The following is a 13,802-nucleotide window of genomic DNA, read 5'->3' as shown; positions in this document are numbered from 1 at the left end:
CAACGTATATGCCAGTGCAATGTGGGGAAATGGTGGCGATTCTAGCGCATTTCTTCTGGTGCTGCTGTGCCTGTTATAGCAAGTCCCGACTTCAGGACAGAGGCGACAGCGTGCACCAGCCCAAGCCTGGCGACGCTCAATTGTCGGTTCTTATCGTTAACAAAGCGTAAGTCGGCATTTTCGGAGCCTTTGCTCCAATGGCCATGGAAGGAACTTGCCAGATCATAAAGGTAAAATGCAAGTCGATGCGGCTCCTGCGCAAGGGCTGCGGCCTCAACAATTCGGGGATATTCCGCAAGCTTGGCAATCAACCTCAACTCGTTCTCGTCCGAGATCAGGCCGGCATGTGCCGCCAGATCGAGTGATTCGATATCGAGGTCTGGAAACGCCTTCTGCGCCTGCCGGAACACCGAGGCGCAGCGGGCATGGGCGTATTGCACGTAGAAGACCGGATTGTCCTTGGATTGTTCCGTTACCTTGGCAAAGTCGAAGTCGAGCGGTTCGGAACTCTTCCGGTAGAGCATCATGAACCGAACCGCGTCACGGCCGACTTCGTCGACCACTTCGCGCAGTGTCACGAAATTGCCGGAACGTTTCGACATCTTCACCGGCTCGCCGTTGCGGAACAGCTTGACGAGCTGGCACAAAAGCACCGTCAGCTTGGCCTTGCCGCCGGAAACGGCACGCGCCAGCGCTTCCAGGCGCTTCACATATCCGCCATGGTCGGCGCCGAGCACATAGATCATCTCGTCGTAGCCGCGGTCGAACTTGTCTTTGAAATAGGCAACGTCGGCTGCAAAATAGGTATAGCTGCCATCGGACTTGATCAGCGGCCGATCGATGTCGTCGCCTACTTCTGTGGAGCGGAACAGCGTCTGCTCGCGGTCTTCCCAGTCTTCGGGCAATTGCCCCTTCGGCGGCGGCAAGGTGCCGCGGTAGACATGCCCCTTGAAGGTCAGGTCATTGATGGCGGTGCGAATACGCTGCGCGCCACCGGCATGCAGCGTACGCTCGGAAAAGAAGACGTCGTGGTGAACGTTGAGCGCGTCGAGATCCTCGCGGATCATCGCCATCATGGCGTCGATGGCCTTGTCCTTGACGATCGGCAGCCAATCCTCTTCCGGCATGTTATGCAGCCGCGGGCCATATTCGCTGGCGAGCGCCTGGCCGACGGGAACCAGATAGTCTCCCGGATAGAGGCCCGAAGGGATTTCGCCGATCGTCTCTCCAAGAGCTTCGCGGTAGCGCAGGAAGACCGAACGCGCCAGCACGTCGATCTGGCTGCCCGCGTCGTTGATGTAGTATTCCTTGGTAACGTCGTAGCCCGCAAACTGCAGCAGGTTTGCGAGCGCGTCGCCCACCACCGCGCCACGGCAATGACCGACATGCATCGGGCCGGTCGGATTGGCCGAGACATATTCGACATTTGCCTTTTTCGACTCGCCGACGGTGGAACGGCCATAACTGGTGCCTTGCTTGATCATCGAAGCCAGCAGGCGTTGCCAATAGCCGGTGGAAAGACGGATGTTGATGAACCCGGGGCCGGCAACGGATACCTCGCTGACATCGGGATCATCACGCAGCACTACCGCGATAATATCGGCAAGCGCACGAGGATTCGTGCCCAGCGGCTTGGCCAATACCATGGCTGCATTGGTTGCCACGTCGCCATGGCTCTGGTCGCGCGGAGGCTCAATCGCGACACGTCCGAAATCGACTTCGCTTCGCTTTTCCTTGATGATATCAAGTGTTTCCAAAGCGTTCTTAATTCTAGTTTCGAAGTCGGCAAACAGATTCATATCACTCATCCGCGCAAGACTGCCGCGCGGGCCCTTGAAAAGCCGTTGTTGTTGGCGGCTGCCTATCGCAAATCGGGAGTCTGGTCAAACAGCTCGCCATGCGCCCGGACAGCATAGGTGTCGGTCATGCCGGCCAGATAATCGGCCACATGACGGGCCTTTGCCGCTTCGTTCAGACCGGCGATGTGGTTCACCCAGTAGTGGCTTCGCATCAGAGTTGGATCGTTCATGTAGGCGTTGAAGAGATCCGACAGGATCTGCGCCGCGCCGGCACGAATGCGCATGATCTCCGGATGCCGGTAGATCCGCGAGAACAGAAGCTGCTTGATGCAGCGGTCGGTCTCGGCAACTTCGTCGGAAAACGTCGCCATCACCTGGTTGGCGCCTCTGACGTCGTCGGCGCTTTCCGGCTGCAGCTTCCGCAAATTGTCCTGGGTGACGCCGATCACGTCCTCCACCATGTGGGTGATCTGCCGGCGGGTGATTTCGTAGGTGAAGCGGCTCGGCTCGAGGTGCGGATAACGCTGCCTTACGTCCATCATGACTTTTGCGAGGAACGGGACGTCCTCCAGCATCTCGAAGGTCAAAAGGCCCGAACGCAGCCCGTCGTCGATATCGTGGGTATTGTAGGCGATATCGTCTGAAATCGCGGCGACCTGGGCTTCAAGGCTCGCATAGCTCGCCAATTCCAGATCATGCAGTTCGCAATAGTCACGGATCGGCTGCGGAACCAGTCCACGGGTGCCCTCACCCGTTTTGGTCAGGAGCGGCCCGTTGTGCTTGACGAGCCCCTCCAGGCTTTCCCAGGTGAGATTGAGGCCGTCGAACTCCGCATAGCGGCGTTCCAGCTTGGTGACGATCCGGAGCGATTGGGCATTGTGGTCGAAGCCGCCGTAAGGCGCCAGCATATCGTGAAGCGCGTCTTCGCCCGTGTGGCCGAAAGGTGTGTGGCCGAAATCGTGAACCAGTGCCACGCCTTCGGCGAGATCCTCATCGAGCTTCAAGGCACGCGCCAGGGCGCGGGCGATCTGAGCAACCTCGATGGTGTGGGTGAGCCGCGTGCGGTAGTGATCGCCGTCGGGGCTGATGAAGACCTGCGTCTTGTGCTTCAACCGGCGGAATGCGGTCGTGTGGACGATACGATCGCGGTCGCGCTGGAACTCCGAACGCGTCAGACTGCTGGGCTCCGGGAAGAGCCGGCCGCGCGAGGCCCAGGGATTGGCGGCATAGACCGCCCGCTCGCCGCTGCCGAAACCGAGGGCACCGGTATCAATCGTCATTCGCTCACCTGTCTCTTCGTTCCAAGCCGGCCATTGACGCGCCGTTCAAGCCTTCATACCTATAGTAAAGCCGTGCGCAACGCCGGTGACAGGAATCTCCGGGATTTTGCCCGGAACTCACCGGGCCTTGAACCCGGCAGGAGACGGATATGGACATAAATGTAACTCTTTCGGATGCCGCGGCAAAGCGCATCACGGAAATCGTCGCCAGCGAAGCGGGCAAGCAGGCGCTACGTGTTTCCGTCGAAGGCGGCGGGTGTTCCGGCTTTTCCTACAAGTTCGACCTCGCCGACGCGCCGGAAGCCGACGATGTCGTCGTCGCCAATGGCGAAGCCAAGGTGCTGATCGACAGTCTTTCGCTCGTCTACATGGCTGGTTCCGAGATCGACTTCGTCGACAACCTGCTCGGCCAGTCCTTCCAGATCAAGAACCCGAACGCCGTCGCAAGCTGCGGCTGCGGTACGAGCTTCTCGGTCTGAGACCGATCTTTGTCCTTCCCAAGGCTTCCTCTTTCGCTAAAAGAGGAAGCGAAAGAGGAAGGGACGGTCCGATGAAAATAGCCACCTGGAACATCAATGGCGTAAAGGCGCGCATCGATAATTTGCGTCAGTGGCTTGCCGATTCCCAACCCGACATCGTCTGCCTTCAGGAAATCAAATCCGTGGACGAGAACTTTCCGCGGCTGGAAATCGAGGCGCTCGGTTATCACGTCGAAACGCATGGGCAGAAAGGCTTCAACGGCGTCGCCCTGCTGTCGAAGACCCGCCCGGACGAGGTGCTTCGCGGCCTGCCGGGCGGTGACGGCGACGAGCAGTCCCGTTATATCGAGGGTGTGTTCTCGGTGGCAGGCGGGGCGATCCGCGTGGCGTCCATCTACCTGCCGAACGGCAATCCGGCCGACGACCCGGTAAAATACCCCTATAAGCTTGCCTGGATGGAGCGGCTGCGGCGGCACGCTCAGGAGTGCCTTGCTCTCGAGGAACCGCTGATTCTGGCTGGAGACTACAACGTCATTCCCGAACCGCATGATTGTTTCGATCCGGCCGTATGGGCGACCGACGCGCTCTTCCTGCCCGAAACCCGCTCAGCGTTCCGGCGTCTGGAAAATCTCGGCCTTGTCGATGCCGTGCGCGCGACGACGGATGCGACGAAGCTTTATTCCTTCTGGGATTACCAGGCCGGCGCGTGGCAGAAGAACAACGGCATCCGCATCGACCACCTGCTCCTCTCGGCGGAAGCGGCCGACAGGCTGAAGTCCACCGCGATCGAAAAGCATGTGCGGGCCTGGGAAAAGCCGTCGGACCACGTGCCCGTCATCGGTATCTTCGATTTCGGCTAAACGAGCGCCGGCTCAGTCGGCGCCCTGGGCAAATTGCTGGGAGAGCGCAACCGCACCGCGGCGGTCCTCCTCACCGGCGACGGAGAAAGCCTGCTCCTGCAACTGCTGCATCCAGTTGCACTCCTTGGCGGAACACTTGTCGAGTGCGGCCGTCATGAAAGCCAGACCACGGACGGTCTGACCCTCCTGGAAGAGCACGTTGCCGAAGACGGACATTGCGCCCGCGTGGCCATTCTTGCGTGCCTGGTTCAGCCATTTCTTGGCCTGCTGGATATTGGCGGTGCCGCCCTCGCCTGCGAGGATCATCTTGGCGAGCTGGAACTGAGCTTCTGCCACGCCAAAAGTCGAGGCCGCCTGGAAATAGAGCTGGCGCGCCTGCGACAGGTCTGGCTTCACGGGGCTGCCGGGGATGCCGCGACGATAGTAGTTTGCAAGCGACAACAGCGCGTTGATGAAAAAGCTCGTATCTTCCGAGCCCGGTTCCACGCCTTGAGCCGCGATCTCGTTATAGATCTTGAAGGCTTCGAAATCATCCTTCGCCACGCCGTCGCCATAGGCATACATATTGGCAAGCGCCCAGCGTGAGCCGGTATGACCCTTCTCGGCCGCATAACGATAGGCCTCGACCGCGTCTTCCTTCTGGCCGTTCTTGTAGGCCTTGAAGCCGAACTTGAAGAGGTCGAACGGGCCTGACTCCTTGGTCACGCCGGACTTGATGTCAAAGGCCGAGGCCGAACCCGCCAAAAGCGAGGCGAGCGACATTCCAAGAAGCAATACTCTCATGGATCCGATGTCAGACTTCGGCATGTTTCAGTTTCTTTCACTCCGCTGCGAAGCTACGCGGCAGGCGGCCGCAGCTCGAGCACTCCGTGTCTTTGCAGAGAGGCTTTGACGGGCATGTCCGCCGGCCACTCCTCCTGACAGGCGTCTGAAACTGTATGCGCCGTTTTCGGCAACACTTGGACCCATTGCCGGTAGAAGTACGGCGAAGCATATCGGCGCCGATACACCGCAGCCGTTGTGCCAGAGTCCCGGCATTTCTTTGGGAAACCCGCCCATGATACTCCAAACTTGCGCCCCGCCCCCGCGGTCCGCCCCTGCTGTCCATTTATCGCTGCGCTTCGTTTGTGGCGGGAAATGGACAGAACGCACCCTCTCGGTGCGCCTGACAATCGTCCCAAAAAAGTGTTGCCAAATCGTCACAAGTGGAACAACGACTTTATCTGTCGGCTCTTTGCCTGCGGCCACAAAAAAGCCCGGTCGCAACCGGGCTTTTTCTTGATGATGGTCAGATCAGAACTTGATCTTGAGGGAGGTCGAGAGAGCCGCAACCAGATCGTTGTCGAACTCGTAGGTCGCCTCGTCGCCTACACCAACACCGTCGATCACGGTCGGACCCGAGTCGCCGCTGGTGAGAATGCCGATAACACCGCCCAGACGGATTTCGACATTCTGATTTGGCGAATAGGCAACGCCTGCACCGAACAACCAGCTGTCGGTCTGGGTGCCGAACTCCTGGGACGTCCCGCGATCCCAGGTAACGCTGAGAGCGCCGCTCCACTGATCATTGAACTTGTGGCCGATGCCGCCGGTAACCGTCCAGCCGTCTTGATAGCCAAGATCGAGAGACGTGATTTCGACACCGCTATTGTAGAAAGAAATGCGCTGCAGCTGGCTCCAGTCAGTCCACTTCACCGAACCGAATGCGAGCCAACCGGGGGCAATGCCCGACTGAACCTTGAGTTCAACAGCGTCCGGCATGGACGCCGATCCCTCTACCGGCAATATCAACCCGCCCAGAGGGCTGACCACGGCAGGTACCTGCGTAAGATCGACCGTGCCCGTGATGTCCTTCAGCTTCACTTCGCTGTAGTACATGAGACTTGCGCGGAAGGCATATTCCGGAATTTCGTAGGCCAGGCCGGCGCGCCAACCCCATCCGTCTGCTTCAAGATCGAGACGACCGATGCCTGTCGCGGCGAAGCCGATGGCCTCCGGCGGCACCAGAAGGCGCTCCTTGAAGCCATCCATCTCGAGATAGTTGGCACCACCGATGACGCGAAGCTGTCCCGGCCCCACGTCAAAACGATAAGAGCAAGTCAGAGCATAGTTGTCGCTGTTGACTTTCGTTTCCACGTTGTCGCTGGCGCCTGCCCAGCGGGCACCCGGCTTGGTGTGGGCGCCATAGGGCTGCGAATAGTCGAACATGCAGTCAGCCGCATCGCCAATCGCGGCCTTTGCACCGATGCGCGGAGACCAGTAGCTCTCGCTATCATCTGCCGAGTCCGAATAACCGGGAATCGCGTTCAGGTTGCCGTTCGCCGGATTGATATCGGTGACGTTCTTCACCTTGCGCTGAGGCATGACGAAGGTAGCGCTCGATTCCACCGCGAACCGAGAAGGATCGAAAAGCAGGTCGATATTGTAACCGCCGCGCTCAAGTCCTCCCGCTAGGGCCGTCGACTGCAACCCGCAACCTGCGGCAACAACCAAAAGACCCCTCGATATTATTTTGCTTACCATAATTGCTCCCACTCCCTGGTAAGTGACCGGAATCACTCTAAATGTTTCGCTCTGATTGACAACTTTCAGCTGTCCACCACTTTCCGGCATTGGACGGCAATGGTTTACGTAACAAACTCAGGAACCTGCTGAAGCGACCATATGTCGCAAAATTTTTCCGTCTTGCAGCAGTATAAGGCGGGAACATTAGAACTGTATTACTTTTCCGGCGGATTCTGTGTCGATGTGGCAACATTGCGGCTTTCTCGGGAGCAAGCAGCTGCATATTTTTGCGACAGATTGACGAAGCCCGGAAAAAGAAAATGCCGCGCCTGTTTCGACGCGGCACTCGCTCAAAAACGATCGCGGGGCGAATCAGCCTGCTTCGGTGATTCTAAGCAGCGCCGTCTTCAGATTGGTCATCTGCACCTCAAGTTCCGCAAAGCGCTCCCGTTCGGCCGCGACAACGTCCGGGTCGGCATTGGCGACGAATTTCTCGTTCGCCAGTTTCTTGCCGATGCGGTCCATTTCGCCGTCGGTTTTGCCCATCGCCTTCTCGATGCGCGCCTTTTCAGCAACCAGATCGATCAGGTTACCAAGCGGCAGGCAGGCCGTCGCCTCTCCGACGACGATCTGAGCCGCTCCCTTGGGCGCAATATCCGCAAGGTCGATGTTTTCGACGCGAGCGAGACGGCGGATCGCAGCGTCATGACGCCTGAGGCGCGCCTGGCTGGACTGGTTGGCACCCACCACGATCAACGGCGCCACCGCCGAAGGCGGCACGTTCATCTCGGCGCGGGCCGAACGAAGCCCGGTCACGAGATCGATCAGCCAATTGATCTCTTCGGCCGCCGCTCTGTCGGAAAATTCCGGCGCCGGCCAATCGGCGTGGCAGAGCAGGCCTTGGCGGGTATCGGTATGGACCCAGAGCTCTTCCGTCATGAAGGGCATGAAGGGGTGAAGGAGCTTGTAGGTCTCTTCCAGAACGTATGCCGCACAGGCCTGGGCTTCCGCCTTGGCTTTCTCGTCCTCGCTCGCGAAGACCGGCTTCAGGAGTTCGAGATACCAGTCGCAGACCTGGTTCCAGACGAAACGGTAGAGTGCGCCGGCCGCCTCGTTGAAGCGTTGGCTCTCGATCGCCTCGGTCACATCGCGGATCGTCGCGGAGAGCTCCGTGAGAATCCAGCGGTTGATGGTGAGCGTCGTCGTTTCCGGGCTGAAGGCCGGATCGCCCTTGACGCCATTCATCTCGGCAAAGCGGGTGGCGTTCCAGAGCTTGGTGCCGAAGTTGCGATAGCCAGCAATACGTGCCGGATCGAGTTTAACGTCGCGGCCCTGAGCCGCCATGATGGCCAGCGTAAAGCGCAAGGCGTCAGCGCCATATTCGTCGATCAGTTCCAGCGGGTCGATGACGTTGCCCTTGGACTTCGACATTTTCTGGCCGTTCTTGTCCCGCACCAGCGCATGGACGTAGACCGTATGGAAGGGCTCGACCGGATTGCCCTCCTCGTCCTTCATGAAATGAAGGCCCATCATCATCATGCGGGCGACCCAGAAGAAGATGATATCGAAGCCGGTGACGAGGACGCTGGTCGGGTAGTATTTCTCAAGCTCCCTGGTCTGGTCCGGCCAGCCGAGGGTGGAGAACGGCCATAGTGCCGAGGAGAACCAGGTATCGAGCACGTCTTCGTCACGCGTGAGGATTTCGCCCGGCTTGAAATTCTCAAGCTTATCCTGGACGAAAGCCTTCATCGGCCCCTCATGCGCAAGATAGTGCTGGATGGCCGCCTGGAGCGCCTCCTCTTCGGTCTTCTCGACGAAGACCTGGCCGTCCGGACCATACCAGGCCGGGATCTGGTGTCCCCACCAGAGCTGGCGCGAAATGCACCAGGGCTGGATGTTCTCCATCCATTCGAAATAGGTCTTTTCCCAATTCTTGGGGACGAATTTGGTGCGGCCTTCGCGAACCGAAGCGATCGCCGGCTGAGCCAGCGTATGGGCATCGACATACCACTGCTCGGTCAGGCGAGGTTCGATCGGCACGCCGCCACGGTCGCCATGCGGCACCATGTGCTTGTGCGGCTCGATCTTGTCGAGCAGGCCGGCCTCTTCGAATATCTCGACGATGATCTTGCGCGCGGTGAAACGATCCTGACCTTCGAGGCGATCCCAGGCACCATGAAGTGCGGCCGGATGATCGAGGCCTTCGAGGAAGTCCTCGTTTTCCTTGATGGAGATCGTGCCATCGATGTTCATGATGTTGATGGCGCTGAGCCCCGCCCGCCTGCCGACTTCGAAGTCGTTGAAGTCGTGGGCAGGGGTGATCTTGACGGCGCCGGTACCGGCGGTCGGATCGGCGTAGTCGTCGGCGACGATCGGGATGCGGCGACCAACGATCGGCAGGATGACATGTTTGCCGATGATCGCCCTGTACCGCTCGTCCTCGGGGTTCACGGCAATGCCGGTATCGCCCAACATGGTTTCGGGCCGCGTTGTCGCGACGACCAGATAGTCGCGCGTCTCGTATTCGGTGGCCTTGCCGTCTTCGTCGAAAGTGACCGGATACTGGTAGGTGACGCCCGGCTCGAGCGGGTAGCGCAGATGCCAGAGATTGCCCTTGATCTCGATCTGTTCGACTTCGAGGTCGGAAATCGCGGTGAGCAATTTGGGATCCCAGTTGACGAGGCGCTTGTCCTTGTAGATCAGGCCTTCCTTGTAGAGCGTCACGAAGACTTCAAGAACGGCCTCGGACAGACCTTCGTCCATGGTGAAGCGTTCGCGCGACCAGTCGCAGGAGGCGCCGAGCCGCTTCAGCTGGTTGAAGATCAACCCGCCGGATTCGGCCTTCCATTCCCAAACCTTGTCGACAAAGGCTTCCCGGCCCATTTCGCGCCGCCCGGGAAGCTGGCGCTCCATCAACTGCCGCTCCACGACCATCTGGGTGGCGATGCCGGCATGGTCCATGCCCGGCTGCCACAGCACGTCCTTGCCGCGCATACGCTCGAAGCGGACCATGATGTCCTGCAGCGTGTTGTTGAGCGCATGGCCCATATGCAGCGAACCGGTCACATTCGGCGGCGGGATCACGATCGTGAAGGGTTCCGCCCCCGGTTTTGCGTTCGCACCGGCGCGGAAGGCATCCGCCTCGTCCCAGGCTTGCGCGATTTTCGGTTCTACGGCTGCGGAATCATAGGTCTTTTCGAGCATTTCCTGACCCGGTTCTGTTCTTTGAGAGGTATCGCGGTGTAAATAGGATGGGGTGTTCCAAGTCAATAAAAAAGCCGCCCCGTCACCGGAGCGGCCGCATCATCGGTCTCGGTTACGGATCAGCGGCGTGGGCCGCGCGCCACGCGTTCGATCTCCTCGCGCACGAGGCGTTCGACCAATGTCGGCAGGTTGTCGTCCAGCCATTCCTGCAGCATCGGCCGCAGCATGTCGCCGGCCATGTCTTCCAGCGAGCGCCGCTCGATGCCGTTGAAGACGGCCGCGAGTTCGCCGAAGGACTTGGCAACCTGGGCGCCGGCCTCGATGGAGAGGAGATTGGCGGTTTCCTCGATCTTGGCCGGCAGGCTCTGTGGCGCCGGCTTCGGCACCTGCGGCTCAGCCACATCGAGCCGCATCGGGGCCGGCTGAGGCGGATCGAAAACCGGCATCACACGCTGAACCGGCTCGGGCTGCGCCGGTGCGGGCGCGGGCTGCATCGGTGTCGGAGCGGCTTGTGCGGCAGGTGCGGGCTCGGGACGCGGTTCGCGGAATTCGGGCATACGCGGCGTCAGGGGACGAAGCGAAGACGGCTCATCCTGGCGAGCTGACTGAGCGGGCGCTCCGCCCGCCTGTGGTGTCGGAGCAACCCGCGCGGGGGCCGGCTCCGGCTGGCGCGAGGAGGCGGCGCGAACCCGTGCAGCGACGTCTGCCAGCGACAGGGTGCGCTCCGGCTGACTCGACGAGGCGGACGCCTCAATCGGCGACCCGCCGCGGGACGGCATGCCGCGATCGTTCGCGGCGATATCCGGAGCAAAACCCTCGTCTTCGGAACCTTCCAGTTCGTCGTCGCCATAGGTCGGAGGAAGCGAACGGGAGAGCGCATTCTCGGCTGTCGGTTCATTGCTTTCAATGATCCGACGGATCGACGCCAAGATTTCTTCCATGGAGGGTTCACGCGCTACATTTGGCTGAGCCATTTTCATCCCCGCTGTTACCGGCAACCGATTCGCTCCCCGGACAAAAGGGATCGAATCGCAGTCAGCTTAAGGTGTTGGGGGGGCTGGAAACAATGACAAGTGCCCCAGGCGCTCTACCGATACACAGTTTTGTTGGGGATGTGAATCCCGTATGTCACACTCTTCTAAAGCAAGCCCAAGGAACCATGCCTCAAACAGCAAAAGAGCCGCTTCCGCGGCTCTGCTTTTCACGACAGGATCATCACGTCGATCAGAAAACGAATTCCTTGATCTTGCCAAAGCCCGGCAGCGGTTTCACGGAGGCGTTGAAATAGGTGCTTTCGGAGATCGCACCCTGCTCCTTCACGAGAACCTTCGCCTGGGCTGCATTACCATAACCGACGACGGCCACCAGACGCCCCCCGTCACGAAGCTGCTCGAGAAGTGCGGCCGGCACCTCCTCGACGGCGCCGTTGACAAAGACCAAATCGTAGGGCGCTTCACTCGCATAACCATTCTGCAATTCGCCCGTCACCACAGCGACGTTGTCGTGGCCGAGCGACGACAGGCTCTCGGTCGCCTGCTCCGCCAGCGCCCCGTCAACCTCGACCGAAATCACCGACCCCGCCAGTTGCGACAGGATCGCGGCGGCGTATCCGCTACCCGTTCCCACTTCCAGCACGACATCGCTTTTGGTGATCGCGGCAAGCTGCAGCAGCTTGGCAAGCGGCGAAGCCTCCATCAGATAGCGTCCGGGAGCCACTTCGATGTCGGTATCGATATAGGCGAGCGACTTGGCCTTGGCGGGCACGAATGCCTCGCGGGGAACGCTGTAAAACGCCCGCAGAACCGAATGCGACGTAACATCGGTGGTGCGGATCTGGTTCTCGACCATCTTCGTACGTGCTGCTTCGAAATCCATCATCTCAGTCGTCCCAAAACATCCGGCATGAGGGCCGGTTCATGTCCCGTCTTACTGACGGCGCGGTCCGCTTTCAAGACATTGCGGGTCTTCGAGGCAAAAAAGCGCAGTCGACCGCGGAGCGCGGGGCATCGACTAAGGCCGACTGATCACGCGTAGGCGCGCGGCGCCTCATCCAGACGACGAACGACGACGTAATCCCGGGTGTAGGACGTGCGCAGACCGTGATCCTTGTCGAAGGCCGACTGTTCGGCCGAGGTCAGCGGAAAGATACCGTCGGCGAAGGTACCCGTGCCTTCGGCCTCGTTGGCCGGCTGACGATGGACGGTGATAATTCTGGTGATCATGTCGCTTTCCCTCCGTTCGGCGCATAAAGCAATGAACAGGCCGTTCTGTTCCGAGACTAGGAGGAGAAAGTTAAAAAATTAACCATATTGCAGCGCACACAAAACGGCATGGTAAATGCTTGATCGAAAAGAAAGATCGGATTGTTGCCATTGGGGGGAGAATGGAGGCCTCGCCGAGAATCGAACTCGGGTGCAAGGATTTGCAGTCCTCTGCGTCACCACTCCGCCACGAGGCCGTCCGTACGCATAAAGAGCGAGTGGTGTCGGGCGTTTAGAACGAATCGAATGATGGCGCAAGCGGGTTCATTCCGAATATCGCCGTTTTTTCCATTCCGGATCGCGGTTCGCTTTCTGTTTCCCGTAGCACCCTCCAGATCAAGCGAAAGCAGCCCCGCGGATAAGGTGTTTCTCTTCATTCGCCCTTTTGGCATTATCGCCACGCAGTCACGTCGGACGGCGGTCCACTGAGGTTGGTTATGAGCTCTCGTGTTCTGTGGAGCATCTGCGCGTTGGCGCTGAGCGTAGTGCCGCTTCCGGGCTATGGCGATGCTGCGGCCGAGGAAGCAGCGGAGGACCGTTGCCTTTACGAACGAGGCGCGGAAGACGGAGGGCTCGCGCTATGCATCCGTGCCAAAAGCTTCAATCGTGACCTTTGCAGGGTCCTGGAGCATACGGCGGCAGCCAGCAATATACCTCCCGAGTTCTTCGCGCGGCTGATCTGGCGCGAAAGCCTGTTCAGGCCCGGCGCCGTCAGCCACAAGGGCGCCGAGGGCATTGCCCAGTTCATGCCGGGAGCCGCCAGGTTGCGAGGACTGCAAAACAGCTTCGACGTGATCGAGGCGCTGACGGCATCCTCCCGCTATCTCGACGACCTGCGGCACCGGTTCGGAAACCTCGGCCTGGCGGCAGCGGCCTACAACGCAGGCGAGACCGGATTGGAGACATTCCTGAAGCGTGATCGTCTGCCGATCGAAACGCGCGACTACGTGTTTGCGATAACGGGACATACCGCCGAGACCTGGAGAGATTCTCCTCCCGATAAGCCGGCCCCTCCCCTTGCAGCGGAAAAATCCTTCATGGACGGCTGCGTCACTCTCGCCGAGACGAGAAACCTCAATGAGCCCGTTCTGCTGAGCGGCGCCGACTGGGCACCGTGGGGAGTGCAACTGTCCGCGCACTATAATCCGCACGTCGCCAACCGGCTCTTCGTCAATGCGATGGCGAAACTCCCGCCCTCCCTCAGCGACGAACGCCCTCTCATCGTTCGGCAAAAAGGCGGAAATTTCGGCTACCGCCCTCGATATGCCGCCAGGATCGGGAAAACGACCAGAGCGGAGGCCACCGATCTCTGCATGCGCGTCAGATCGGCCGGTGTCCCCTGCACTGTCTTCAAAAATTGACGGTTTCGGACAGTTTGCCAGAGACCGTTGAAATTTGTCGCAGCAGGGGAACC

Annotated in this window: 11 protein-coding genes and 1 tRNA gene; 3 read left to right on the top strand and 9 right to left on the bottom strand. The window is 59.9% G+C overall.

Annotated elements, in window-relative coordinates; genetic code table 11:
* Positions 1-41 precede the first annotated feature (41 nt).
* Complete coding sequence (gene argS, locus C5L13_RS18430; protein WP_105384724.1) at positions 42-1,799, bottom strand: arginine--tRNA ligase; 1,758 nt, start codon at positions 1,797-1,799, stop codon at positions 42-44.
* A 62-nt stretch (positions 1,800-1,861) separates the two neighbouring features.
* Positions 1,862-3,079 carry a deoxyguanosinetriphosphate triphosphohydrolase gene (locus C5L13_RS18425; protein WP_105384723.1) on the bottom strand — a complete coding sequence of 406 codons (1,218 nt, stop codon included), beginning with the start codon at positions 3,077-3,079 and terminating at the stop codon, positions 1,862-1,864.
* Positions 3,080-3,228: 149 nt separating this feature from the next.
* Between C5L13_RS18425 and erpA the strand changes: the two genes are divergently transcribed.
* Both erpA and xth read left to right on the top strand, forming a co-directional pair.
* The gene (gene erpA, locus C5L13_RS18420; RefSeq protein ID WP_105384722.1) at positions 3,229-3,558 is read left to right on the top strand and encodes an iron-sulfur cluster insertion protein ErpA; all 330 of its coding nucleotides are present in this window, start codon (positions 3,229-3,231) and stop codon (positions 3,556-3,558) included.
* Positions 3,559-3,629: 71 nt separating this feature from the next.
* Positions 3,630-4,418: an exodeoxyribonuclease III gene (gene xth / locus C5L13_RS18415; RefSeq protein WP_105384721.1), complete on the top strand. Its 789-nt coding sequence runs from the start codon at positions 3,630-3,632 to the stop codon at positions 4,416-4,418.
* Between the two features lie 12 nt (positions 4,419-4,430).
* Here the strand turns inward: xth and exoR are convergent, their stop codons facing one another.
* From exoR to C5L13_RS18380, 7 genes are all read right to left on the bottom strand, one after another.
* Positions 4,431-5,225, bottom strand: coding sequence for an exopolysaccharide production regulator ExoR (gene exoR, locus C5L13_RS18410; RefSeq protein WP_105374852.1), 795 nt, complete (start codon positions 5,223-5,225; stop codon positions 4,431-4,433).
* Positions 5,226-5,711: 486 nt separating this feature from the next.
* Positions 5,712-6,941 (bottom strand): OmpP1/FadL family transporter, encoded by a 1,230-nt coding sequence (locus C5L13_RS18405; RefSeq protein ID WP_105384720.1) that lies wholly within the window; start codon positions 6,939-6,941, stop codon positions 5,712-5,714.
* Positions 6,942-7,295: 354 nt separating this feature from the next.
* Positions 7,296-10,127: a valine--tRNA ligase gene (locus C5L13_RS18400; RefSeq protein WP_105384719.1), complete on the bottom strand. Its 2,832-nt coding sequence runs from the start codon at positions 10,125-10,127 to the stop codon at positions 7,296-7,298.
* A gap of 119 nt (positions 10,128-10,246) precedes the next feature.
* A complete protein-coding gene (locus C5L13_RS18395; RefSeq protein ID WP_105384811.1) occupies positions 10,247-11,101 on the bottom strand; it encodes a PopZ family protein in 855 nt (284 codons plus the stop codon).
* A gap of 250 nt (positions 11,102-11,351) precedes the next feature.
* Positions 11,352-12,005: a protein-L-isoaspartate O-methyltransferase family protein gene (locus tag C5L13_RS18390; protein ID WP_105384718.1), complete on the bottom strand. Its 654-nt coding sequence runs from the start codon at positions 12,003-12,005 to the stop codon at positions 11,352-11,354.
* Between the two features lie 146 nt (positions 12,006-12,151).
* Positions 12,152-12,349, bottom strand: coding sequence for a hypothetical protein (locus tag C5L13_RS18385; RefSeq protein WP_105384717.1), 198 nt, complete (start codon positions 12,347-12,349; stop codon positions 12,152-12,154).
* A 162-nt stretch (positions 12,350-12,511) separates the two neighbouring features.
* Positions 12,512-12,585 (bottom strand) — tRNA-Cys (locus C5L13_RS18380).
* Positions 12,586-12,825: 240 nt separating this feature from the next.
* On the opposite strand from C5L13_RS18380, the gene C5L13_RS18375 reads away from it, so the two are divergent.
* Complete coding sequence (locus C5L13_RS18375; protein ID WP_105384716.1) at positions 12,826-13,749, top strand: lytic transglycosylase domain-containing protein; 924 nt, start codon at positions 12,826-12,828, stop codon at positions 13,747-13,749.
* Positions 13,750-13,802: the final 53 nt, after the last annotated feature.

This window comes from Neorhizobium alkalisoli (assembly GCF_002968635.1).
Taxonomy (GTDB): domain Bacteria; phylum Pseudomonadota; class Alphaproteobacteria; order Rhizobiales; family Rhizobiaceae; genus Neorhizobium; species Neorhizobium alkalisoli.
Note: the sequence above shows the minus strand (reverse complement) of the source record. Positions and strands in the feature narration are given on the sequence as shown.